This is a genomic window from Psychrobacter sp. M17(2026) (assembly GCF_055699815.1).
Genome location: NZ_CM146741.1, coordinates 567,319 through 594,286, shown reverse-complemented (window position 1 = coordinate 594,286; position 26,968 = coordinate 567,319). Strand labels below are relative to the sequence as shown.

Annotated in this window: 14 protein-coding genes and 4 tRNA genes; 5 read left to right on the top strand and 13 right to left on the bottom strand. The window is 42.8% G+C overall.

All coding sequences use genetic code 11. The features are described 5' to 3' along the window. Window positions 1-295: 295 nt before the first annotated feature. Genes trxB through ACR63T_RS02515 form a run of 3 tightly spaced genes read left to right on the top strand, consistent with a single transcriptional unit; the run spans window position 296 to window position 2,643 of the window. Window positions 296-1,351: a thioredoxin-disulfide reductase gene (gene trxB / locus ACR63T_RS02525; RefSeq protein ID WP_201571724.1), complete on the top strand. Its 1,056-nt coding sequence runs from the start codon at window positions 296-298 to the stop codon at window positions 1,349-1,351. 27 nt (window positions 1,352-1,378) lie between these two features. Next, window positions 1,379-2,203 carry a leucyl/phenylalanyl-tRNA--protein transferase gene (aat, locus tag ACR63T_RS02520; protein ID WP_472785218.1) on the top strand — a complete coding sequence of 275 codons (825 nt, stop codon included), beginning with the start codon at window positions 1,379-1,381 and terminating at the stop codon, window positions 2,201-2,203. Between the two features lie 11 nt (window positions 2,204-2,214). Then, window positions 2,215-2,643, top strand: a complete 429-nt coding sequence (locus ACR63T_RS02515) for a MerR family transcriptional regulator (RefSeq protein WP_472784667.1) — start codon at window positions 2,215-2,217, stop codon at window positions 2,641-2,643. An 18-nt stretch (window positions 2,644-2,661) separates the two neighbouring features. Here the strand turns inward: ACR63T_RS02515 and rimI are convergent, their stop codons facing one another. The 13 genes from rimI to ACR63T_RS02450 form a co-directional block, all read right to left on the bottom strand. Then, a complete protein-coding gene (gene rimI / locus ACR63T_RS02510; protein ID WP_472784666.1) occupies window positions 2,662-3,138 on the bottom strand; it encodes a ribosomal protein S18-alanine N-acetyltransferase in 477 nt (158 codons plus the stop codon). A gap of 439 nt (window positions 3,139-3,577) precedes the next feature. After that, window positions 3,578-3,934 (bottom strand): hypothetical protein, encoded by a 357-nt coding sequence (locus tag ACR63T_RS02505; protein WP_472784665.1) that lies wholly within the window; start codon window positions 3,932-3,934, stop codon window positions 3,578-3,580. A 157-nt stretch (window positions 3,935-4,091) separates the two neighbouring features. Then, window positions 4,092-5,282, bottom strand: a complete 1,191-nt coding sequence (gene tuf, locus ACR63T_RS02500; protein WP_201570221.1) for an elongation factor Tu — start codon at window positions 5,280-5,282, stop codon at window positions 4,092-4,094. 391 nt (window positions 5,283-5,673) lie between these two features. Next, window positions 5,674-5,748, bottom strand: a tRNA-Thr gene (locus ACR63T_RS02495). Window positions 5,749-5,872: 124 nt separating this feature from the next. Next, window positions 5,873-5,946: transfer RNA gene (locus tag ACR63T_RS02490), tRNA-Gly, on the bottom strand. 99 nt (window positions 5,947-6,045) lie between these two features. Next, window positions 6,046-6,129: transfer RNA gene (locus ACR63T_RS02485), tRNA-Tyr, on the bottom strand. Window positions 6,130-6,199: 70 nt separating this feature from the next. Further along, a tRNA-Thr gene (locus tag ACR63T_RS02480) sits at window positions 6,200-6,275 on the bottom strand. A gap of 178 nt (window positions 6,276-6,453) precedes the next feature. Further along, window positions 6,454-7,950: an anthranilate synthase component I family protein gene (locus tag ACR63T_RS02475; RefSeq protein WP_201571696.1), complete on the bottom strand. Its 1,497-nt coding sequence runs from the start codon at window positions 7,948-7,950 to the stop codon at window positions 6,454-6,456. A 344-nt stretch (window positions 7,951-8,294) separates the two neighbouring features. Further along, window positions 8,295-9,533, bottom strand: coding sequence for an FHA domain-containing protein (locus ACR63T_RS02470; protein ID WP_472784664.1), 1,239 nt, complete (start codon window positions 9,531-9,533; stop codon window positions 8,295-8,297). Window positions 9,534-9,673: 140 nt separating this feature from the next. After that, window positions 9,674-10,498 (bottom strand): RsiV family protein, encoded by an 825-nt coding sequence (locus tag ACR63T_RS02465; RefSeq protein ID WP_472784663.1) that lies wholly within the window; start codon window positions 10,496-10,498, stop codon window positions 9,674-9,676. A gap of 266 nt (window positions 10,499-10,764) precedes the next feature. Next, window positions 10,765-19,935, bottom strand: a complete 9,171-nt coding sequence (locus ACR63T_RS02460; protein WP_472784662.1) for a beta strand repeat-containing protein — start codon at window positions 19,933-19,935, stop codon at window positions 10,765-10,767. Between the two features lie 250 nt (window positions 19,936-20,185). Then, entirely contained in the window at window positions 20,186-21,781 is a 1,596-nt protein-coding gene (locus ACR63T_RS02455; RefSeq protein WP_472784661.1) for a peptide chain release factor 3, read from the bottom strand. Between the two features lie 147 nt (window positions 21,782-21,928). Continuing rightward, window positions 21,929-22,819, bottom strand: coding sequence for a hypothetical protein (locus tag ACR63T_RS02450; RefSeq protein WP_472784660.1), 891 nt, complete (start codon window positions 22,817-22,819; stop codon window positions 21,929-21,931). 305 nt (window positions 22,820-23,124) lie between these two features. Between ACR63T_RS02450 and ACR63T_RS02445 the strand changes: the two genes are divergently transcribed. Both ACR63T_RS02445 and polA read left to right on the top strand, forming a co-directional pair. Then, window positions 23,125-23,538 (top strand): Ohr family peroxiredoxin, encoded by a 414-nt coding sequence (locus ACR63T_RS02445; protein WP_201571671.1) that lies wholly within the window; start codon window positions 23,125-23,127, stop codon window positions 23,536-23,538. 463 nt (window positions 23,539-24,001) lie between these two features. Then, window positions 24,002-26,902 (top strand): DNA polymerase I, encoded by a 2,901-nt coding sequence (gene polA / locus ACR63T_RS02440; protein WP_472785217.1) that lies wholly within the window; start codon window positions 24,002-24,004, stop codon window positions 26,900-26,902. Window positions 26,903-26,968: the final 66 nt, after the last annotated feature.

The window sequence follows — 26,968 nt, the reverse complement described above, 5'->3', positions numbered from 1 at the left end:
AATTTGAACTTAGACTGGGCTTTAACTGCCTATAATAACAAATACCTACGCTAAGTGGCGACTGTGTTTGCGATATAATTAGTGTTGTTTTTAAGAACTAGATTAAGTTATAACAATACCCACGTTTATTTTAGCAAACTTGCACTTTTGGCTCTCAGCCCTTATGTTAGTGCTAGCCTATAATAATTCAAAATATAAGTAGAAAACACAAATACCCAGTACAACAATACATATTGAAAAACCGATAGTTAACTTCTATATCCATTAAAAATTCTAATCTAAATAAGGACTCTCTATGAGCACTGATACAACCTCCGACAACCAAGACCCACGTCACGAAAAACTCATCATCTTGGGCTCAGGCCCAGCAGGTTATGCTGCTGCTGTCTACGCGGCGCGCGCGAATCTAAAGCCCGTTATGGTGACAGGTCTAGAAGTCGGTGGACAGCTAACCACCACCACTGAGGTCGATAACTGGCCGGGCGATGCTTATGACTTGACGGGCCCTGCGCTTATGGAGCGTATGAAATCCCATGCCGAGCGTTTTGGTACGGTGCTGGTTTATGACCATATCAACGCGGTTGATTTTAGCTCTCGCCCTTTTAAGTTAACCGGTGAAAATGGTAGCTATACTTGTGATGCACTGATTATCTCAACGGGTGCTTCTGCACAGTACTTAGGTCTTGAGTCTGAAGAAAAATTCAAAGGCTTAGGCGTATCGGCTTGTGCAACTTGTGATGGTTTCTTCTACAAAGATCAAAAAGTCGCGGTCATCGGTGGCGGTAATACAGCTGTCGAAGAAGCGCTTTATTTATCCAATATCGCAGCTGAGGTGACACTAGTCCATCGCCGTGACAGCTTACGCTCAGAGAAAATACTACAAGATAAACTGTTCGAAAAAGCCAAAAATGGTAATGTCAAAATTGAATGGAACCATAGCGTCGAAGAAGTGGTCGGCGATGATATGGGCGTTAATGGGGTGATAATTAAATCTACCGTTGATGGCAGCACTAAGCAATTAGATGTGTTTGGTATGTTCGTCGCGATCGGTCATAAGCCAAATACTGATCTTTTTAAAGACCAATTAAAAATGAAAGATGGCTATATCATCGTCAATAGTGGTCTTAACGGTAATGCCACTCAGACTAGTGTCGAAGGCGTATTTGCCGCCGGAGACGTGGCCGATCATGTCTATCGTCAAGCCATTACTTCCTCAGGTACAGGATGTATGGCTGCCCTTGATGCCGAAAAATATTTAGACGCTATAGGCGAAACCGTTGCTCGCGATCATACTTATGCCTCCACTTTGACTGCTGATAACCAAGCGACTGATAAAGCGTCAGAGGTCTAATCAGTGAGTGACTCTGCATTTGGTAAGATGACTGATGCTAGCTATGCTGATGATACTGCTAATGATATAACGCCTGAGATTTATGGTCGAACCATTCGCAGTCTTGGGCATTATGACTTTCCCGATCCTATAAGCGTTGATCCTGATGGTATGGGACTAGTCGCTATGGGCGCTGACTTGGCGTCTGAGACTATCTTATCTGCCTATGCGCAAGGGCTATTTCCGTGGTTCAATGAAGACGAACCTATCGCTTGGTGGTGTCCTGATCCACGTTGTATCATTATGCCAACAAACTATAAGCCTAGTAAATCGCTACGCAAACAAGCCAAAAACTCACGCTGGCAGCTGACACTCAATCAAGCTTTTGATGGGGTCATACGAGCGTGTAGTTTACCGCGCTGTGATGGCCTTGATGAGGGCGCGCACACTTGGATTCACGATAAGATGATTGACGCCTATACTGAGCTACACCGCTACGGTTTTGCTCATAGTGTTGAGGTCTGGGATGAAGACGGTCCTGAGCATGGACAGCTTATCGGTGGCTTATATGGTCTCAAGATAGGCAGTATCTACTTTGGCGAGTCGATGTTTCATACCGCTTCTAACGCCTCCAAACTAGCCTTTTGGGGACTGATGCGCTTATGTGAACAAAGCAATGTCGAGCTAGTAGATTGCCAATTACCTAATGACCATCTAATGAGCTTAGGTGCTACGACTTTGGCTCGTCCTGAGTTTTTGACGCAACTAGAGACCTTTATCAGTAGCCGTTCTGTCCGATGGCAAGCCAATTCCCACAGACCCTTAGCCGTGTCTCAATTAGCGACTGTCACACCTTGGCAGCTCGCGCTATAAATAGGTGAGCTATGAGTAAAGATAGTACATTTCTACTAATCGGTACATTAGCTGCTCAAGCCAATACCACCAAAGACACAGTCCGTCATTATGATGAGCTGGGGTTGCTCAAATCACGTAAGCGCCAAGCAGGATCACGGCTTTACACTGAGTTTCATCCTGAATGTATTGAGCGTATTGAGCTAATAAAAAGTGCGCAAGCGATTGGCTTTACCTTGATAGAAATCAAAGATAGCCTGAATGACTATTATGACGGCAATCTTGATCTAGATGAGCAGCTGATACTCACTGAGCAAAAGCTTGAACAAGTCAAAAAACAACAAGCCAATATCAATCTAATGGTCGAGCTATTAGCTCAGCGCATTGCTACCCTTGAGCAAATGAAGAGTGCTGATAGCTTTAATAATAAAAAAGCGTTTAAATCTTCTACTTTGCCCTAATTTTTATTCTTTATACATTTAACTTTTTTTAAATGTAAGCTGCATAATTAAAGCATCAATCGCAGGTTGTTGCGCCATCTGATAGTAGCGTTTACGGCGATGAATAATACAAAATTGCTGCTTTTGATATAAGGCAATTGCAGGCAAATTATCTGCCCGCACTTCTAATAATAAACTCTCTACCTTGTTATCTTGCAGTCCTTTATTTAATACCTTAAATAATTGCGAAGCGATGCCTTGCCTCTGATAGTCAGGATGCGTGCCTATGCGTAATATCTCTGCTTGCTCAAATAGGGCTTGATACAAGCAATAGCCAACGACTTTATCGCTTTGATAAACGATCAATAAATCAATGCTTTCTTGTGCAAGCAGTTCTGTTATTGTCTGATAAGACCAAGCATCTTGCGGTTGAATAATAGTTTCTATATCGGCAACTAATTGAATAGCGATTTGAGCGTTGGATGGTTCTTTATTGAATGATTCGATGGTTTGCATTGTTCATACTCTGTATTACCTAAAGGCCTTTTAAATACTCTTTAATTAAGTAAAATACAATTTTAGTTTTTTATATTCTACTATCAACCACAATTATTTCATTCCAAGCAGATTTTAATCCTTTACTAATCATATAGGTTTCAAAATCCACAAAGGGCATTTTTCCAATATTAGTGCGATTGAACCACATTGCATCGCATTCATCACATAAAAACGTTTCAGCTTGCAGTTCTCTAATTAAAACCTTAAGAACACTACCCTAATTACAGCGTGGGCATATCATATTTCACCTAATAAAATGGAATGAACAGCGCGTAGGGTAGATTTATTCAAGCTCTTGTAAATTTTAAAGGGTGAAAGTAATCCACCACCTGATTTTAAACCGAAAATTTGGTGGGTTACGCTTGAGCTAACCCACCCTACACCAACTACACAATGACTAATCATTTTCTGATAATAAGTTGTGTCTTTTATTTAACTCATCTAGCTTCAAACTTGCTTCTGCCCATTCGATACTTGGATCTAAATATGCACATTTATAAGAATAATAATCACAAAGGAATTCATGAGAATTCGCTCCTAAGTTTTTAGCTTTTTCCATTATCTTCATTCTATAGTCAAATGGAATATACCAATTATTGTCCTCTAAAATGCATTTGATTAAAGTACTTGCGTCTGAACATTTTTCTAGTGCATCTTCAAAGTTAATGAAAACTTTATTCCATTCTGAAACATCAAGATTTTTATCCTGATTAAACATGGATTTAATTTGGCTACTAATTTTAAGAATTGTCACTTCGATACCTTACATTAATTTAAGCGCTTAATTTAAGTCAATTTTAAGACTAATAGCAATCGATATCAAAACCCTAACCCACAAAAAAGCCACCCTCTTTCGAGAATGGCTTTCGACTAACTATTCAAAGTCTAATATCAGTAAATGATATCAGCTATTAAACATTAACGTTAGCAACAACACCAGCGCCTACAGTACGGCCACCTTCACGAATAGCGAAGCGAAGACCTTTGTCCATAGCGATTGGGTGGATAAGCTCTACGCCCATCTCAACGTTATCACCAGGCATAACCATTTCAGTACCGTCTTGTAATTGGATTGCGCCAGTTACGTCAGTAGTACGGAAGTAGAACTGTGGACGATAGCCGTTTAGGAATGGCGTATGACGACCACCCTCTTCTTTGCTTAGTACGTATACTTCAGCGTCAAACTTGGTATGCGGGGTGATTGAACCTGGCTTAGCAAGTACTTGGCCACGTTGAACGTCTTCACGCTTAGTACCACGGAGTAGTACGCCACAGTTTTCGCCTGCACGACCTTCGTCAAGCAGTTTACGGAACATCTCTACACCGGTACAGGTGGTTTTTTGAGTGTCACGGATACCGACGATTTCGATCTCGTCACCAACTTTTACGATACCAGATTCAACACGGCCGGTTACTACGGTACCACGACCTGAGATTGAGAAGACGTCTTCGATTGGCATTAGGAATGCTTTGTCGATGTCACGCTCAGGCTCTGGGATATAGGTGTCAAGAATATTTAGTAGTTCAACTACGGCTGGTTGGCCATATTTTTCTTGTGAGCCTTTTAGGGCTTCAGTCGCAGAACCATGGATGATTGGGGTGTCATCACCTGGGAAGTCGTAATCAGAAAGTAATTCGCGTACTTCCATTTCGACTAGCTCAAGTAGTTCTTCGTCATCTACTACGTCACATTTATTCATGAATACGACGATGTACGGTACGCCAACCTGACGTGATAACAAGATGTGTTCACGAGTCTGTGGCATTGGGCCATCAGTTGCAGATACGACTAAAATTGCGCCGTCCATCTGGGCTGCACCGGTGATCATGTTTTTAACATAATCGGCGTGACCTGGGCAATCAACGTGAGCATAGTGACGGGCATCTGTGTCATATTCTACGTGTGAGGTGTTGATGGTGATGCCACGTGCTTTTTCTTCTGGGGCTGAGTCAATAGACGCGTAGTCTTTGGCTTCGCCACCTGAGGTAATAGCAGCAACTGTTGCGATAGCTGCTGTCAATGTGGTTTTGCCGTGATCAACGTGTCCGATAGTTCCGACGTTGACGTGTGGCTTTTTGCGTTCAAACTTGGCCTTTGCCATGGGTGTTTCCTCTTTTATTGGTGAATCTTTATGCTTAAAAAATAATAAACAGTAAGATTAATAAATAGCGGTTTGACGGCTTATGACACAATGAAAACATCGCACCGTTGACGCTATGGCTTATCTACTAAATACAGTATATTAACTTAGCTACTATATATGGGTATTAGACTGAATTTTTCAATCTTAATATTAATTCTGGTAACGATTTTTATTCACTAATGACCGTATTATTAATATAGTACGGTCAACAGATATTATTTAATCAGCTGTAGACAGCGCAAAAAGGCAACACCTCAGTGTCGCCTTCAATCTATCACTACCGAGTTAACTTTATCATTTTCAATATTAGCATAAAACTTTATATAGTGATTGTAGCCGCTTTAAAAAATGGAGCTCATATTGAGAATTGAACTCAAGACCTCTCCCTTACCAAGGGAGTGCTCTACCGCTGAGCTATATGAGCATGCTTTTTATAACTAAGCTATAACTGATAACTTATCGTATCACTTATAAAAAAATATCACGAAACAGCCAAAATAACTGATTGTCGTGATTGATCGTACATTGTCTAAGACTAGTGCTGTATATGGAGCGGGTGGCGGGAATCGAACCCGCGTCATTAGCTTGGAAGGCTAAGGTGTTACCATTATACCACACCCGCAATACTCTAATTTAAATCAAACGATGTTGCTTAGAGTGTGCTTGGCGCTATGATGTCTTACAATACTTTTTGCAAAAATGATTGCAAAACTAAAAAATATGGTGGTGGGAGAAGGATTCGAACCTTCGAAGCTTTCGCGACAGATTTACAGTCTGTTGGGTTTGACCGCTCCCCAATCCCACCTTAGTTTGCTTTTATAAAATGACTTTGAATAATATTCAACTGTCTTTAATAAAAGCGTCTTTGAAAGAGATGGTGCCGACTGCCGGGATCGAACTGGCGACCTACTGATTACAAGTCAGTTGCTCTACCAACTGAGCTAAGTCGGCTTGTTCTCTCAAAGAGGGGTGTATTCTATCAAATATTTGCTGGAACGCAAGCCCTTTTTCTTCTTTTTTATTAACTTTTTAAAATTAAATTTTAATACTTTGATTATATTACTAATTTTCGCATGCAAATATTTCTACTCTAGTTTTTATACATGGAAATATTATTAATATGTCAGTTCTAGCGAATACGCAAACCATCACAAGCCATTTTGACCGCTTTAACCAACGCCAAGGCCTTTTTGTTAGTTTCATCCCATTCTGCCTCTGGCACAGAATCCGCTACTACCCCAGCACCTGCTTGAATATGAATCTTACCTCGGCGCATTACCGCTGTGCGAATAGCGATAGCCGTATCCATATTGCCATGCCATCCTAAATAGCCCACTGAGCCACCAAAGACAGTGCGGCGTACTGGCTCAACCTCATCGATAATTTGCATCGCGCGGATCTTAGGCGCACCTGATAACGTACCTGCTGGAAAAGTCGCACAAAACACATCTAACGCGTCTTTGTCAGGCAATACGGTGCCCTCGACATTAGAGGCGATATGCATCACTTGTGAGTAACGCTCAATAAACATCTTTTCGGTGACTTTAACGCTACCGTATTCACAAACGCGGCCGATATCATTACGACCTAAGTCAATCAGCATTAGATGCTCGGCGATTTCTTTGGTATCTGAGAGCAGCTCTTGCTCAAGCGCTAAATCCTCCGCTTCATCGCGACCACGCATCCGTGTGCCTGCTAATGGACGCACGGTTACCTTACCATCCTCAACCCGCGATAAAATTTCAGGCGATGCACCAATAATATCGAAGCGTTTATGATCATCCAAAGTATAACCATGCACCAAAAACAGATAAGGCGATGGATTTAAGAATCGTAGCGCTCGATAAACAGCTAAAGAGTCACCGCTATAGTCAGCGGTTAAGCGTTGCGCTGGCACTACCTGCATCACATCCCCTGCCATGATGTAATCTTTTATCTTATTCACGTCGGCGCAGTATTTCTCTTTACCTGTTTGCGAGATAAACTTGGGCGTCGGCATAATAGGCGCATGCAGATCTGGCATCTCCGCCAGCTTATCTTCGATTTTTTCAAGCTCACGGATAGCAGTACCATAGCCATCCTCATTACTGCAATCTGCATAGACGATAATCGATAAGGTGTTTTCTAGGTTATCAAAGACAATGACACTCATCGACAGCATCAACCACATATCAGGTAGCGACATCGTATTTGGCGCATCAGACTCACCAACGCTTGGCTCAATGACACGTACCATATCGTAGCCAAAATAACCGACCAGCCCACCACTAAAGCTAGGTAAGCCTGCTACATCATCCGCAGTTGGCATTTTGTACTGCGCCATCAGCTTACGAATATAATTGAACGGCTCATCTACCGCATCGCTATCTATTTGATCATCTTTTTTTACAGTCATTATACCGTTGGCGTATTGCAAAATTAAATCGCTACCTAAGCCAATCATCGAATACCGCGCCCAACGCTCGCCGCCTACTACTGACTCAAACAGATAAGCAGAACCGCTTAAATCGCGTACTTTAGAGAACACCGAAACGGGAGTCTGCGCATCCATAAGACGCTTTTTGACTAAAGGGACATGGCTAAAACCTTCGTCTTTAAGGGCTTGATACTCTTTAAAGGTCATCATAATAAACGATCTCTTAATGCTAAAGTAATTAGGTATGAATTGGCAAAGTTTAAGGTAATAAAGAGTAAGACTCTAATACGCAATATAAAAAATGCAGATTAAAAGATGGGAATAAGCGTAGTAATAATTGAATGCTATATAGATAAGACAAAATAGCGTTAAAGTATAAATACTAACTATAGCTTAGCCCGCCAGTATAGCAAAACTGGCAAGCTTTATAGGCCTAAATGACGGTCTTAGAACTAAACTGTTAGCCAATACGTAAATAGTAGCCGCTCATAAATGAACGACTACTTTATATTAATTAATAAAGACTATTCACTTAATAGCTATTTAACTGACCGCTATGCACCGCCCATATTGAATAGCCACATCGCTATAGCGATAATAACAATGGCTAAAAACACCCAAATAAACCAGCCGCCACTAGGCTTTTTATCAGGGTGTCCCGCATTGGCAGGATTATCGATAGCTTGATCCATCGCGTTATTACCCTCAGTGCCCAAGTCACGACCTGCACCTAAATTAGCTGTGCCTGAGAACTGTGACGTTGCTGCTTGTTTGGCGCGCAATACATCAGGATCTGCTTCCTCTTGAAGCTCAGTAGTCGTCGTTTTGTCATGTTCAGGACTGACTACCGACTCTTGATGACTGGCGTTATTATACATTAATGGCTCGTCGGTTACTGGCGCTGTGGTCAATGGCTCTGGCGAGACTGGCTCTTTGGTTGGCAGCTCTTCGACTAAAGGCTGTGTAGGTATCTCATTGGAGGTCGCTGTCTCTTTCTCAGCTACTGTCTCAGTTACCGTACTTGGCTTAGATGTTGTTGATTCTGTCGCTAGAGCTGCTGCTATAGGCATCGCCGCTGCAATGTTATTATTTGTGCTGTCACTGACCGAGCTTTCATTATTAATAGCGTCACTAGACTGCAAAACATCTTCTATAATTGTTTTTTTCACAACAGGCGGCTCGGCTTCATTACTAACCAGTTCAGAGACATCGTTCTGCACTAATTCTGCTACTGGATCAGCTGAGGTATTAGGGCTAAAGTCGGATGCAGGATCTGTCGTTATGTCGCTTTCAACGCCAGCTGACAGCGCTTCGATCTCACTCTGTGTGTCAATACTAGCATCAGCATCCGTCACAGGAGCTGCGGTTATATCATTTGCAACGCTAGTATCAATATCAATATCAGCATTAGCATTAGCATCAGCATCAGCATCAGCATCAGTAATGACGTCAGGCTGGAGCACGGTAAAGTTAAAGCTGGCAAAACCCAAAGTATCATTTAGCTCTAACAGCTTTGACTGATTGCTCTCAATACGCTCATTATTAACGAAGGTACCATTCGATGAGGTCAAGTCTTTGACGTATAGCTGACCATTTAATACGCTAAGTAGCGCATGATTACGCGAAACCTCTTTGCTGCCTAACACCACGTCATTGTCACTACCGCGACCTATCGATAAGCTATTACTGACGGTCACTTTCAAATCACCTAGCGCCTCTGTCAGTGCATTGAGCTGCCAGCTCGCTTGCTTATCTGTATTATCCACATCCAATTCGCTCAAATGATCGCTCATACCCTACTCCTCGTTTTAATTTATTTAATCATTAATTTATTTGATACTTAACTGAGTGGTTACTTAATCGCTCTAACTACCCTGTCATTAATTAATCTAAGACTGATAACTTTTTGACGGTTCTATTATTTTAGCAAAAACTATTTTGGCAAAAAATTTGGTTTGATAATACCGTTTAACTTGTTATAAGAAATACTCAATACTGGCATTCCATAAGCATAAGGACCGATAGCATAATGCTGGTAGCGAATATCAATGCCTTTATCGGTCAAAGTAACATTATCACTTAACATGAATGGCCAACTTTCCTCATAGCTGCTAATGTCGTCGTCAACTGTCTTGACCCACTCTTTATAAGCGTCATAAGCCAAAGCTTCAAAATAAGGTTTTTGGCCTTGCTCTAACATATCAGCAAACATAATTTGTGTTTTAGTATTCGGATCAAACATTAGATATTCGCTAAAGGGCATACCATGAGCACCGCCAGTGAATACGTAAGAGTTAATCTCAAATAACTCTAAGTCCTCGCTCTGTCTTAACTTCACATGACCAAGGTAATCAGGCTTTATGATCAATTCATAAGACCACGGCACATCATCTGGCAAATCTTCAAACTGAGATTTGACAAAGGTATCGATAGCCATCTTGACCAAATCGCTATTTATGGTCATATCAATAGGCGCTTCTTTTGACTGATCATACACAACTATATTGTTGATACGCGCATTGACGATACTATTTATCCAATCGTGATTAGTATTGAGATATTTGACTTCAATCTTTGGACAGTTGCTGCGCTCGTAACACTCATCTTGAATAGTCTGTGGTAACTCATACTCTAGATAATCGGTACTACTAATCAGAGTGCTGGCGCTTGCATGAATCGTAAACGCGCTACCTACAACGACCGCTAACAGAGGGTTTATTAGCCATTTAAAGTTAGTTTTGGTCGAATTAACTGGCATAACAAATCCTAGTTTTTGATAATGTAAGCGACAGCTTGCTGTGATTTTTATAATCATAGCGTATCTATCAATAAATCATTGTTTAAGATGTGTTGGTAAGCGAGGTTTGCTTTTTTAAATTGTTTTATCGAATGTATCGTTACAGTTTTCTTTTTAGCATTTCAGCGCAGAAGTATCTCGCCAATCCTGATTTTAAGCATTAAAAAAGGTGAGCGAAGATCAATCGCCCACCTTTTTCAATACTGCTTAATTTATACAACAGAGTTCTACATAATATGGAACATCACTTCTGTCTGCATATTATCACTAAGCGATTGTTGCCCTATATTGAAGTCTGCTATTATCGACGGCTCAGAGCTTCCGCTAAATACTGACGTAGCAACGGTCTCGTTAATTGCATTCGATCCCTCTACATTGGCGCTTTCGAACACTAACTCATTACTACCTATATCAAGTAAATCGTTAATACTAGGTATCTCTGCTGGTTGTGACTCTGTAAAGGTACTCATTTGAATATTAGAGTCTGAACTTTCGAAAGCTAAATTAATGTCCTTGTTGTAATAAAAACCATTATTACTTAGTGCGCTTAACTCAATAGAGTCATCACTTATGCTGAAAGCATCATCAGAAAAGTCTTCCGCTTCATCGAATGACATTGTACTACGAGCATTGCTATTGCCATTATTTACCATATTTTCAATAGCAGCCCTATCTAAAACGGTTCCATCGTCGAAATAGATATTATCAACACCTCCAGTAAGAATTCCAGTTTGAAACTGATCAACTAGATTAATGGTTCCGTTTACAGTTGATATCTCTAGGCTTGTATCGTTCCTATTCAATATTAGATCGGATGGATTAACACCTTCTAAGTTCAATCTATTAGAGCCAGAATAATCCTGAATAGTAATATTCGAGTTATTTGATATATCTCTAGTATCAACGATGTAAGTGTCGTCTCCTTCTCCGCCACGAAGACCGGTTTGAGAAGATGAGTTCCCGCCATAAATTAAAGTGTCATTACCAGCTTCACCATACAAACTATCAAAACCACCATTAGAGATTAATATATCGTCACCATTGCCACCATAGATAGTATCGTCATTTACACCACCTTTTAGTGTGTCATTACCATCTAAACCATAAAGTACTGAGTTTTCGCTATCAAGCGTCAATACATCGTCACTATCGGTACCAACTACTTTTCCACCCGTTAATGTTTCAATAGCAGCCCTATCTAAAACGGTTCCATCGTCGAAATAGATATTATCAACACCTCCAGTAAGAATTCCAGTTTGAAACTGATCAACTAGATTAATGGTTCCGTTTACAGTTGATATCTCTAGGCTTGTATCGTTCCTATTCAATATTAGATCGGATGGATTAACACCTTCTAAGTTCAATCTATTAGAGCCAGAATAATCCTGAATAGTAATATTCGAGTTATTTGATATATCTCTAGTATCAACGATGTAAGTGTCGTCTCCTTCTCCGCCACGAAGACCGGTTTGAGAAGATGAGTTCCCGCCATAAATTAAAGTGTCATTACCAGCTTCACCATACAAACTATCAAAACCACCATTAGAGATTAATATATCGTCACCATTGCCACCATAGATAGTATCGTCTCCAGTAGAACCTTTAACAATATTAATCCTATCAGTTGATGGTTTATACTCGCCAGACGCATTTGCCATAACGAAATCTAAGGTTGTGCTATTTCCAGCCACATCAGACGCTTTAATCTGGTAATCACCTTCTGCAAATGGAATGTTAGAAGCATCAGCAATAGGTACTAAAGTACCGTTTTCGGATTTAAAGGCTTGTAGCGTGTCTTGATCTATATCTGCATTAACTTCTAACTGATTAGTAGCGGTGTTGAAGTTTAGAATTTGGCCCAATACAGGAGCAGTAGCATCGATAGTAATATCTTTTACCGCGGTAAAGCTCTGATTGAGCGCTTCGTCTGTCACCTTAGCTCTAAAGCTATAGTCACCATCTGAAAGGTTAGAAGCCATACCGTTTGCCAAGACTGCCCAAGTCACGCCTTGATCCGTTGAATACTGATACTCAACTTGGCTACCTACTTCATTATTCTTAACGGTTAGATCAAAGGTGTTGTCTTGGGTAATACCATCGTCCTGCGATAGTCCTGTATCTTCAAAGTTATTGAATACTAACTCACCTGATTCTGGAGGTGTTGTATCAGAAGTGATATTGACACGATAAGCGCCAACATAATTCCCCTGTAAATCAACTACTTTGATATCGAACTTTTCTGCCAACTGAGCTGAGTCTAAACCAAGCTCATTACCGTTTGAGCGATAGACGTAAGAGCCATCAGCTGATAACTCCAGTTGACCATTCCCTGTATCTATAACAATAGGGCTAGATGCTGAACTTCCTGCTTGAGATATCAGTGATTGTCCGTTTATCTGAAGCTCATAATCATTAGGTGCGTTGATACCGCCGTCGTCATCAGCAAAGATATTACCAGTGACACTTTGATAACCCGTAAACTCAGTTTTCTCAACGTCTTTAAACTCAATGACATCAACACTAATGATTGAACCATTTTCTTGTATACCTATATTTAGAGTATAGATACCTGGTAAAAGGTTACTACCTAAACTCTTATTATATGAGCTCGATCCTGCCGATAAAACACTAATATTCCCTGAAGAAGAGCCTGATGGACCAGTTAATGTATAACTACCATTTGCATTAATATTTCGAGAAGAATCAAAAAGACTTAAAGTTACACCTGCATTATCACCCGTTACTTCAAAAACTATAGTGTCATACAAAGCATTAGATGACTGCTTCTCTACTAATACTTGCTTTTCACTAACAACAGTAGTTTCAAACGTTTCTTGCAGTTCACGGTTATACACTTCGCTGAATGAGTTAACAGTCACATTAGCAGTCTTAGTAATGGTTGCTGTGCCATCACTGACTGTGTACGTAAAGCTGTCTTTGCCATTGAAGTTGGCATTTGGCGTGTAGCTATAGCTGCCATCTTTACCGATGATCACTTTGCCGTTAGCGGCAGCAGTGGCTAGCGTATACGTTAAGGTATCGCCATCAACGTCAGTGGCTTTAGTCAGCATGCCTTTAGCAACAGTGTCTTCTGTCGCTGCAATCGTGCTGTTCTCTGATACTGGTGCATCATTCACTGCTGCAACGTTTACAGTCGCGGTCTGGGTGATGACACCACCTTTGCCGTCATTGATGGTATAGGTGAAAGTGTCTTTGCCATTGAAATCTGCATTAGGCGTGTAGGTGTAGCTGCCGTCCTTACCGATGACTACTTTACCATTAGCAGCATTGGTTGCGATGGCATAGGTTAAGGTATCACCATCAGCGTCAGTCGCCGCTTCTAGCTTGCCACTAACAACGGTGTCTTCAGTCGCTGCAATAGTGCTGTTCTTTGAGATGGGTAGATCATTCACTGAAGCCACAGTAACATTGGCCGTTTTAATTATCGTTTCTGTCCCATCAGTGACGGTATAGGTGAAGCTATCTTTACCATTAAAGTTGGCATTTGGCGTATAGCTGTAGCTACCATCTTTATTGACAACCGCCGTACCGTTTTTAGCAGCTGAAGCGATAACATACGTCAGTGCATCGCCATCAACGTCAGTGGCTTTAGCGAGTATTCCTTTAGCAACGGTGTCTTCTGTTGCCGCAATCGTGCTGTTCTCTGATACCGGTGCATCATTCACTGCTGCGACACTGATAGTAGCGGTTTGGGTGATGACACCACCTTTGCCGTCATTAATGGTATAGGTGAAAGTGTCTTTGCCATTGAAGTTGGCATTTGGCGTGTAGGTGTAGCTGCCATCTTTACCGATGACTACTTTGCCATTAGCGGCATTAGTGGCGATGGCGTAGGTTAAGCTGTCGCCATCAGCGTCAGTAGCTTTGGCTAGCATGCCTTTAGCAACAGTGTCCTCTGTCGCAGCAATCGTGCTGTTCTCTGATACGGGTGCATCATTCACTGCTGCCATATTAACCGTAGCAGTCTGGGTGATGACACCACCTTTACCGTCATTAATGGTATAGGTGAAAGTGTCTTTGCCATTGAAATCAGCGTTTGGCGTATAGGTGTAGCTGCCATCTTTACCGATGACTACTTTGCCGTTAGCCGCTGTGTCTTTTAACGCATAGCTTAAGGTATCGCCATCAGCGTCTGTCGCTGCGGCCAATTTGCCTGTTGCTACCGTATCTTCAGTCGCTGTGATCGCAGTATTGCTTGAGACTGGCAAATCATTGACAGAGGCCACGGTAATACTCGCCGTTTGCGTAATAACCCCGCCTTGTCCATCACTAATCGTATAGGTGAAGCTGTCGCTACCATTGAAGTCAGCATTTGGCGTATAGGTATAATTGCCGTCTTTGCTAATCACCACGATGCCATTAGCGGCTGTGTCTTTTAACGCATAGCTTAAGGTATCGCCATCAGCGTCTGTCGCTGCGGCCAATTTGCCTGTTGCTACCGTATCTTCAGTCGCTGTGATCGCAGTATTGCTTGAGATCGGTAGATCATTCACTGAAGCCACAGTAATGTTGGCCGTTTTAGTAATGATTTCTGTACCATCAGTGACGGTATAGGTGAAGCTATCTTTACCATTAAAGTTGGCATTTGGCGTATAGCTGTAGCTACCATCTTTACCGATGATCACTTTGCCGTTAGCGGCAGCAGTGGCTAGCGTATACGTTAAGGTATCGCCATCAACGTCAGTGGCTTTAGTCAGCATGCCTTTAGCAACAGTGTCTTCTGTCGCTGCAATCGTGCTGTTCTCTGATACTGGTGCATCATTCACTGCTGCAACGTTTACAGTCGCGGTCTGGGTGATGACACCACCTTTGCCGTCATTGATGGTATAGGTGAAAGTGTCTTTGCCATTGAAATCTGCATTAGGCGTGTAGGTGTAGCTGCCGTCCTTACCGATGACTACTTTACCATTAGCAGCATTGGTTGCGATGGCATAGGTTAAGGTATCACCATCAGCGTCAGTCGCCGCTTCTAGCTTGCCACTAACAACGGTGTCTTCAGTCGCTGCAATAGTGCTGTTCTTTGAGATGGGTAGATCATTCACTGAAGCCACAGTAACATTGGCCGTTTTAATTATCGTTTCTGTCCCATCAGTGACGGTATAGGTGAAGCTATCTTTACCATTAAAGTTGGCATTTGGCGTATAGCTGTAGCTACCATCTTTATTGACAACCGCCGTACCGTTTTTAGCAGCTGAAGCGATAACATACGTCAGTGCATCGCCATCAACGTCAGTGGCTTTAGCGAGTATTCCTTTAGCAACGGTGTCTTCTGTTGCCGCAATCGTGCTGTTCTCTGATACCGGTGCATCATTCACTGCTGCGACACTGATAGTAGCGGTTTGGGTGATGACACCACCTTTGCCGTCATTAATGGTATAGGTGAAAGTGTCTTTGCCATTGAAGTTGGCATTTGGCGTGTAGGTGTAGCTGCCATCTTTACCGATGACTACTTTGCCATTAGCGGCATTAGTGGCGATGGCGTAGGTTAAGCTGTCGCCATCAGCGTCAGTAGCTTTGGCTAGCATGCCTTTAGCAACAGTGTCCTCTGTCGCAGCAATCGTGCTGTTCTCTGATACGGGTGCATCATTCACTGCTGCCATATTAACCGTAGCAGTCTGGGTGATGACACCACCTTTACCGTCATTAATGGTATAGGTGAAAGTGTCTTTGCCATTGAAATCAGCGTTTGGCGTATAGGTGTAGCTGCCATCTTTACCGATGACTACTTTGCCGTTAGCCGCTGTGTCTTTTAACGCATAGCTTAAGGTATCGCCATCAGCGTCTGTCGCTGCGGCCAATTTGCCTGTTGCTACCGTATCTTCAGTCGCTGTGATCGCAGTATTGCTTGAGACTGGCAAATCATTGACAGAGGCCACGGTAATACTCGCCGTTTGCGTAATAACCCCGCCTTGTCCATCACTAATCGTATAGGTGAAGCTGTCGCTACCATTGAAGTCAGCATTTGGCGTATAGGTATAATTGCCGTCTTTGCTAATCACCACGATGCCATTAGCGGCTGTGTCTTTTAACGCATAGCTTAAGGTATCGCCATCAGCGTCTGTCGCTGCGGCCAATTTGCCTGTTGCTACCGTATCTTCAGTCGCTGTGATCGCAGTATTGCTTGAGATCGGTAGATCATTCACTGAAGCCACAGTAATGTTGGCCGTTTTAGTAATGATTTCTGTACCATCAGTGACGGTATAGGTGAAGCTATCTTTACCATTAAAGTTGGCATTTGGCGTATAGCTGTAGCTACCATCTTTACCGATGATCACTTTGCCGTTAGCGGCAGCAGTGGCTAGCGTATACGTTAAGGTATCGCCATCAACGTCAGTGGCTTTAGTCAGCATGCCTTTAGCAACAGTGTCTTCTGTCGCTGCAATCGTGCTGTTCTCTGATACTGGTGCATCATTCACTGCTGCAACGTTTACAGTCGCGGTCTGGGTGATGACACCACCTTTGCCGTCATTGATGGTATAGGTGAAAGTGTCTTTGCCATTGAAATCTGCATTAGGCGTGTAGGTGTAGCTGCCGTCCTTACCGATGACTACTTTACCATTAGCAGCATTGGTTGCGATGGCATAGGTTAAGGTATCACCATCAGCGTCAGTCGCCGCTTCTAGCTTGCCACTAACAACGGTGTCTTCAGTCGCTGCAATAGTGCTGTTCTTTGAGATGGGTAGATCATTCACTGAAGCCACAGTAACATTGGCCGTTTTAATTATCGTTTCTGTCCCATCAGTGACGGTATAGGTGAAGCTATCTTTACCATTAAAGTTGGCATTTGGCGTATAGCTGTAGCTACCATCTTTATTGACAACCGCCGTACCGTTTTTAGCAGCTGAAGCGATAACATACGTCAGTGCATCGCCATCAACGTCAGTGGCTTTAGCGAGTATTCCTTTAGCAACGGTGTCTTCTGTTGCCGCAATCGTGCTGTTCTCTGATACCGGTGCATCATTCACTGCTGCGACACTGATAGTAGCGGTTTGGGTGATGACACCACCTTTGCCGTCATTAATGGTATAGGTGAAAGTGTCTTTGCCATTGAAGTTGGCATTTGGCGTGTAGGTGTAGCTGCCATCTTTACCGATGACTACTTTGCCATTAGCGGCATTAGTGGCGATGGCGTAGGTTAAGCTGTCGCCATCAGCGTCAGTAGCTTTGGCTAGCATGCCTTTAGCAACAGTGTCCTCTGTCGCAGCAATCGTGCTGTTCTCTGATACGGGTGCATCATTCACTGCTGCCATATTAACCGTAGCAGTCTGGGTGATGACACCACCTTTACCGTCATTAATGGTATAGGTGAAAGTGTCTTTGCCATTGAAATCAGCGTTTGGCGTATAGGTGTAGCTGCCATCTTTACCGATGACTACTTTGCCGTTAGCCGCTGTGTCTTTTAACGCATAGCTTAAGGTATCGCCATCAGCGTCTGTCGCTGCGGCCAATTTGCCTGTTGCTACCGTATCTTCAGTCGCTGTGATCGCAGTATTGCTTGAGACTGGCAAATCATTGACAGAGGCCACGGTAATACTCGCCGTTTGCGTAATAACCCCGCCTTGTCCATCACTAATCGTATAGGTGAAGCTGTCGCTACCATTGAAGTCAGCATTTGGCGTATAGGTATAATTGCCGTCTTTGCTAATCACCACGATGCCATTAGCGGCTGTGTCTTTTAACGCATAGCTTAAGGTATCGCCATCAGCGTCTGTCGCTGCGGCCAATTTGCCTGTTGCTACCGTATCTTCAGTCGCTGTGATCGCAGTATTGCTTGAGATCGGTAGATCATTCACTGAAGCCACAGTAATGTTGGCCGTTTTAGTAATGATTTCTGTACCATCAGTGACGGTATAGGTGAAGCTATCTTTACCATTAAAGTTGGCATTTGGCGTATAGCTGTAGCTACCATCTTTACCGATGATCACTTTGCCGTTAGCGGCAGCAGTGGCTAGCGTATACGTTAAGGTATCGCCATCAACGTCAGTGGCTTTAGTCAGCATGCCTTTAGCAACAGTGTCTTCTGTCGCTGCAATCGTGCTGTTCTCTGATACTGGTGCATCATTCACTGCTGCAACGTTTACAGTCGCGGTCTGGGTGATGACACCACCTTTGCCGTCATTGATGGTATAGGTGAAAGTGTCTTTGCCATTGAAATCTGCATTAGGCGTGTAGGTGTAGCTGCCGTCCTTACCGATGACTACTTTACCATTAGCAGCATTGGTTGCGATGGCATAGGTTAAGGTATCACCATCAGCGTCAGTCGCCGCTTCTAGCTTGCCACTAACAACGGTGTCTTCAGTCGCTGCAATAGTGCTGTTCTTTGAGATGGGTAGATCATTCACTGAAGCCACAGTAACATTGGCCGTTTTAATTATCGTTTCTGTCCCATCAGTGACGGTATAGGTGAAGCTATCTTTACCATTAAAGTTGGCATTTGGCGTATAGCTGTAGCTACCATCTTTATTGACAACCGCCGTACCGTTTTTAGCAGCTGAAGCGATAACATACGTCAGTGCATCGCCATCAACGTCAGTGGCTTTAGCGAGTATTCCTTTAGCAACGGTGTCTTCTGTTGCCGCAATCGTGCTGTTCTCTGATACCGGTGCATCATTCACTGCTGCGACACTGATAGTAGCGGTTTGGGTGATGACACCACCTTTGCCGTCATTAATGGTATAGGTGAAAGTGTCTTTGCCATTGAAGTTGGCATTTGGCGTGTAGGTGTAGCTGCCATCTTTACCGATGACTACTTTGCCATTAGCGGCATTAGTGGCGATGGCGTAGGTTAAGCTGTCGCCATCAGCGTCAGTAGCTTTGGCTAGCATGCCTTTAGCAACAGTGTCCTCTGTCGCTGCGATGATATAGTCTTTTGAGACGGGTAGATTATTAGCAGGTGTCTTTGGTGAGTCATCACTCGAACCACTACTTAGAGCCGCAATCCCTAATGCTGCCGCGCCAAGTGAGCCCAATAAAACACCATTGCTGATACCACTAACTATTGAAGTATCACTTAACATACCTGACACAAGTGTTGTATAAGAAGATTCAGAAGCTATTTGTGATGTTACACCTGTCTCAGAACTCACATACTCAAACTCAACAAAACCTGAATCACTAACTGTACCAAGCTGAATATCATTGGTTAAATAATAATCCTCAATAGTCAGTAACGTTTCACCATTTTCATCTGCAATTAGTAAGTCATCGACTACTTTTTTAGCTTTTAGCTTTTTAGCTGGTTGACCTGTTTTAGCGTCTACTAAAGCAATCTGCATGCCTTCTTCAGCAGCTATTTTAGTAGGTTGATTGCTATTTAATACTTGATTAGTCAAGTTGACATTATCTTTTTGCACGGCCAGTTTAATTGTTTGCGTCATTAGACATCCTTGTTAAGCTTTCTTACGGAAGAGTTTTTGTTTTGTTTAGGTAACATTGGCTAACAATACTGATGCTATATTAATTTACATTAGTTTAATTTGATAGTGAAACAAAACTATTTTTTTGTTTATTTTTTCCTTAAATACTAACATTATATTTTTTAATAGAAATTATAATAAATAATTAACTCAATAAAAAAGACACGCCAAGCGTGTCTTTTCTAGTTACAGCAAAATAAGCAATTAGCTGTTAATGCTCACGCGTATTACTAAAAGTAACCTCAGGATAGCGCTCTTGCATCAACTGTAGATTGACTCTAGACGGTGCTAGATAAGTCAAATAACCACCGCCATCAAGCGATAACTGGTCATGGGCTTTTTTCTTAAATTTTGCTAAGGCTACTTCATCATCACAATGAATCCAGCGCACGGTGGCAATCGATACAGGCTCAAAGGTACACTGAACTTTATATTCTTCTTTTAAGCGATGGGCAACTACTTCAAACTGAAGCACCCCAACCGCGCCTAGCACTAAATCATTATTAATCTGCGGCATAAAGACCTGTGTTGCGCCCTCTTCACTTAGCTGCTGTAGACCTTTTTGCAGTGCTTTAGATTTAAGAGGATCACGCAGTACCACTCGACGAAATAATTCAGGAGCAAAATGTGGAATACCCGTAAAATTGAGCATCTCGCCTTCGGTAAAGCTATCACCAATGGAAATCGTACCGTGATTATGTAGACCGATAATATCACCCGGATAAGCTTCTTCTAACGCTTCACGATCACCCGCTAAAAAGGTTAGCGCATCAGCAATACGCACGTCTTTACCCAGACGCACATGCTTCATTTTCATACCCTTTTCGTATTTGCCAGAGCAAACACGCATAAAGGCAATACGGTCACGATGGCGCGGATCCATATTGGCCTGAATCTTAAACACAAAGCCACTGAAACTAGTCTCAGTCGCCGCAACTTCACGTTCTTCTGTTGGATGCGCTTTGGGCGGCGGGGCGTACTTGACTAGCGTATCGAGCACCATGTTGACGCCAAAGTTACCTAGCGCTGTACCGAATAACACAGGCGTCATCTCACCTGCCAAGAACTCTTCTACTGTAAAGTCCTCAAGCGCCATCTGTACTAGCTCTAGCGACTCCTCAAACGAGGCAAACATCAGTGCACCTAAGCGCTCACGGATGTCAGGATAGTCATAACCGTCACGAGTTTCGATCGCTACAATTTCGGTACCGTGACCTTTTTGATAAAGATAGGTTTTGTTTTCGGTCAAATGATATACCCCAACGAAATCCTGCCCCATACCGATAGGCCAAGTCAGCGGAATGCATTTGATCTTAAGTACCGCTTCGATTTCACTGAGCAATTCTAATGGCTCACGAATCTGCCGATCGAGCTTATTGACAAAAGAGATAATCGGCGTATCACGCATCCGACACACTTCCATCAGCTTGATGGTACGCTCTTCGACGCCTTTTGCGCCATCGACCATCATTAGCGCACTGTCGACAGCGGTGAGAGTACGATAGGTATCTTCACTGAAATCAGCATGACCTGGGGTGTCGAGCAGATTGACGATGCTGTCGCTATAAGGGAATTGCATGACCGAGGTGGTGATAGAGATACCGCGCTCTTGCTCCATGCTCATCCAGTCGGAGGTGGCATGGCGATCGGTTTTACGGCCTTTGACCTCACCTGCTTTTTGAATGGCTTGACCCCACAATAATAGCTTTTCGGTCATCGTGGTTTTACCCGCATCAGGATGCGAGATAATGGCAAAGGTGCGGCGTTTGGCGACTTCTTTATTTAGAGTTTTTGAATCTACGCTCATAGTTTTTGGCTTCAATAAAAGGGAGTTAGGATATTCTTTTTATAAGAAGGATAGTGCGCGTATTGTAGCTGATTTCGCTGCAAGGTGCAGAACTCACGCAAAAAAACACTCCCTATTAAAAATAGAAAGTGTTCATGGTTTTTACTATTAATAGGCTGTTCTGATTTCTCTTTCTAAAAAGTCAGCTGCTGTATCGTTAACTAAAGTGCAATCAATTACACCACGAAAACTATCTTCATTAGGACTCGTTTTATCTTTGGCTACAAAATCGGCATCAAATATATTCCGCTCAAACTCAGTCCCATAGTAGTTGTATTCGATGCGCTGATTAGTAGTAAAAAACTTCACTTGTGCAGCGCGATCGTTATTATTTACACCAATATTTACTATGTCTGTACGCGATGATTGATTGCTGCCAAAGCGCTTTTCATTCGCCTCAATCCAATCATTAAGGGTTGAATAGCCTGTTTTATTTTTATCGTTAAAGACAAAAAACGAGAGATCACTGTCAGTCACAGGGACATAGCACACCGAGCCACTAGGAAAGCTAATATTACTAGGAATATTGCTATAGTTATTTAGGTCCGTTTTGATACCGCGATCATCAATAGGACGATTACCCTTTTGATAACTACTTGCATCTTTGTTTGATAAATCGAGCGTTCGATAAGTAACCTGATAGTCAAAACGCTCATTGCTATTTTTAGCATAAATAGGTCGCGTGACTGTCCGATTATTGACCTCAATGTAGCGATCTTCGAGCGTACCTTCGAAGTTATTGGCTAACACCGTTGAGACAGCTAAGTTATTGATACTTGCAAGATCAAAACTGCCTGTAATGCTAGTCACATCAATATCGCGCTCGCCATTGCTGTACTCAGTTTCAATACGCGCAATATTATTATTTACGCGCTCAAAACTATTGATTTCAAGCTCATTATTACTAGAACCAAAAATAGCATCCTCACCTTCGCCGCAGCCGATCAAAGCCGTTGCTAGCGCAGTCAACACAAAGGGTATCAATAATTTATTATTCATCACAAAAAATCCTATTTAAAATATCTTATTCTTTTATAGATACTGATATAGATACTGATATAGATACTGATATAGATACTGATATAGATACTGATTTTACCTTACTAGGTCTAAGGTTTATATAGACAGCTTGTACTCATGATATCTTCCGTCTTAATTGATTTAAAGCCCATGCGACACTTACAAATCACTAGCATAGATTTACTCCGCTTATATAAAGTCAGCATCAAGGTTTGTTATGCTGGCTGAGTCATTTAATTATTCATTAATTAATATATTTACGTTCATTCAAAAAAGGACATTTTATGAAATCATTATATTCAACCAAAGCTACCGTTACTGGCGGTCGTACAGGTAATGCTTCACTAAGCGACAGTGACTTAACAGTAAAAATGGCACCTCCAGGCGGTAATGTAGAGGGTAACAATCCCGAGCAATTATTAGCGATGGGTTATGCCGCTTGTTTTGACAGTGCCTTAGGTGTGGTCAAAAAGATGGAAAGCGCTAGTTTTGGTTCAACCACAGAGACTACCGTTGACTTAATGCAAGGCGGCGATCATGAGTACAAACTAGCAGTAAAAATCCATGTGACTGCCGACAGTACTGATATCTCAAGCGATGACTTCCAAAAGCTAGTCGAAAAAGCTAACGATGTCTGTCCTTATTCAAAAGCCACTAAAGGCAATATCGACATCGAAGTGACTTCTGAGGTCAAGTAACAAGACAGTTCTACAATTATAGTGTCACAATTGCTATTATAATTATGAGAATCCAGTCAGCACTGGGTTCTTTTTTTATGTCTGCATCATTTAGCTAGTCTATTCAATATAAACTATATAGTGAGACTGGTATAAATTTTGCGTAGCATCGAGCTGCGCAGGCACAGCAAGCAAGCAAGCAAGCAAGTAAAAACTATATCAGTCTCACGTTCTAACTATAAAAATCTTGTTTAGTATTGACTATCATATCGAATTAACGACGCGTACACATCGTAACGCACAAGCCGTTCGGCAAGCACTGATTTTATCGTTATAATAGAAGTAATTTTTGCCCATATTGCTCTTACATAAACCAGATTTTTGCCTAAACTATAAGTGACCTTTTATGAGTGACCCTATTAAAGACAGTGACCATAACTCACACTCACCTGTTGATCCGAATACTTTGCCAAGCTTTGCGACGATGCCCAATGTGGCGACTATGGATACCAGTCAAGTGGATAAAGATAAGCCGCCATTTATCTTAGTCGACGGCTCTTATTATCTATTTCGTACCTTTCACGCGCTGCCTGAAATGACTACCACCCAAGGCCAGCATACCAATGCTATTCGCGGTACTCTAAACGCTTTGCTCAAGCTGATGCGCCGCTATCACCCGACTCATATGGCAGTGACTTTTGATACTAAGTCTCCTACTTTTCGTCATCAGTTATCGACAGATTATAAGGCAGCGCGTCCGCCGATGGATATCGAGCTGGTGCAGCAGATTCCGTTTATTCATCGCTTAGTGACGGCTTTAGGTATTCCGCTACTCCGTATTGAAGGCGCTGAGGCCGATGATATTATCGGTACTCTCGCCCATCGCGCGGTGTTCGAGGGCCATCACGTTGTCATCTCGACAGGTGATAAAGACATGATGCAGCTGGTCAATGACGCGGTGATACTTGAGGATAGCTTTACGGGTAAGATCACCGATACTCAAGGGGTGATAGATAAGCTGGGTATCGAACCTAAGCAAATGATCGACTATCTAACCCTGATGGGTGACTCCTCTGATGGTATCAAAGGCGTGCCTGGTATCGGCAAAAAGACCGCTAAAGACTTGCTCAATGAGTATGGCGATATCGATAACATGCTCAAAAATATCGGCTATATAAAAGGGCGCGGTGCGAAAGGATTGATTGAGCACGCTGATGAGATTCCCCTTAACGCGCAGCTGGCGACTATCGTGACGGACTTGGATATTGGGCAGGACTGGGAAGACCTGCGTATCAATACCGACCCGAGCGCTCATATCGACGAATTACGCGCTTTGTACACTGAGCTTGAGTTCAAAAACGAGCTGGCCTCGTTAGATCATCCCAACCACCCCGCCAATAATGGTGCGGGTAGTGTTGCCAATAGCCAAGCCAGCACTGAATCGCAAGCGCAAGTCGCCAAAGCGATGCAATCGACTAAGATTGAAAATATTAAAAGTAGCAAATCTCAGGTTAAAGCTTGGCACACCGTATTGGACATGCCAGCTTTTGATAGCTTAGTGGCACAATTAGAGGCCGCGCCGCATTTTGTTATCGACACTGAGACTACGAGCATCTATTGGCGTCAAGCTGAAATCGTCGGCTTATCTTTTGCTCTACAAGCACACGAAGCTTATTACATTCCGCTGACCCATAGCTTAGAAGGTGATGAATTAATAGCTAAGCAGCTGGATCGTGATACGGTACTTGCGCGATTAAAGCCGATTTTGGAAAATGCCGATATCGGCAAAATCGGTCAACATCTAAAGTATGACGCACATATCTTAAGTCATTATGATATTGATCTGATTGGTAGCATTCATAGCAATGCCGAGCATTCAAAAAATAACTGGGCGATGGATACTATGCTCGCCAGCTATGTCATCAATGCAGCTATTACCCGCCACGGTATGGATGATCTAGCGCGGCACTATCTGCAAACCCAAACCATCAGCTATGAAGACGTCGCTGGCAAAGGCGCGAAACAAGTCAGCTTCGATAAAGTCGCCATTGATATCGCCAGCGACTACGCTTGTGAGGATGCCGATATTACTTATCAGCTATTTGACGTCTTTAATGAAAAGCTCATTGATGACGCTAATAACGTTAAATTGCTACACGAGTTAGAGATTCCAGTCGCCCAAATCCTCTGCCAGATGGAGGCACACGGCATTTTAATTAAGCGCCCCTTCTTAAACGAGCTATCCAAGCGTTTTGATGAAGAGATTATTGCACTTGAAGCGCAAGCTTATGAAGTCGCTGGCGAAGAATTTAATCTCGGTTCGCCCAAACAATTAGGCGAGATGCTCTTTGATAAGCTCGGTGTCCCTGGTGGCAAAAAGACTAAGTCGGGGCAGTATTCAACAGGTGAAGCTGTATTATCAAAGGTTGATCATCCGCTGGTTGATATCGTGCTGGAGTATCGTAGCTTATCTAAGCTTAAGAGCACTTATACCGATGCGCTCGATGCGGTTGCCGATAGTGAAACGGATCGCGTACATACTAGCTATCATCAAGCCTTAACAAGTACAGGTCGCTTGTCATCCACTGATCCTAACTTGCAAAACATTCCTATCCGGACCGCCACGGGTCGTCTGATTCGTCAAGCTTTTATCGCGCCAGAAGGCCGTGTGCTATTAGCAGCGGATTATTCACAAATTGAGCTACGACTGATGGCGCATTTTTCAGGGGATGCCAACTTAACCCGTGCCTTTAATGAAGGACTAGATATTCATAGCGCAACCGCTGCTGAAGTATTAGGCAAAGCGGTAACTGAGGTCAGTGCAACCGAGCGCCGTAATGCAAAAGCCATTAACTTTGGTCTGCTCTACGGTATGAGCGCTTTTGGACTGGCTAAGCAGTTACAGATGAGTCGCGGTGAGGCACAAGACTATATCGATATGTATTTTGAGCGCTACCCAAGCGTCAAGCAATACATGATAGATACTCGCGCCAGCGCTCATGAGCGTGGCTATATCGAAACTATATTAGGGCGTAAGCTTTATACCCCTGATATCGCTCATAGCAATCAGATGGTACGCCGAGGCGCTGAACGCGCGGCTATCAACGCCCCACTGCAAGGCTCAGCGGCTGATCTAATCAAGCTGGCTATGGTTGCGGTCGATAAAGTATTGCCTAAAAATCAAGCCAAAATGCTACTGCAAGTCCATGATGAGCTAGTGTTCGAAGTTGATAGCGACAAAGTGGCTGAGATCAGTCAGTTGATCAAAGACGCGATGCAGAATGTATTGTCAGAGACCGCAAAAGATATGGGCTGGGAGGTAGACTTTGTCGTGCCGTTATTGGTTGAGACCGATAGTGGCGCTAATTGGGATGAGGCGCATTAAAAACAGTCGTATTAAAAATAGACGCGTCAGTAGAAAAAATCGTTCAATCTACAAGTTTCTATGCTA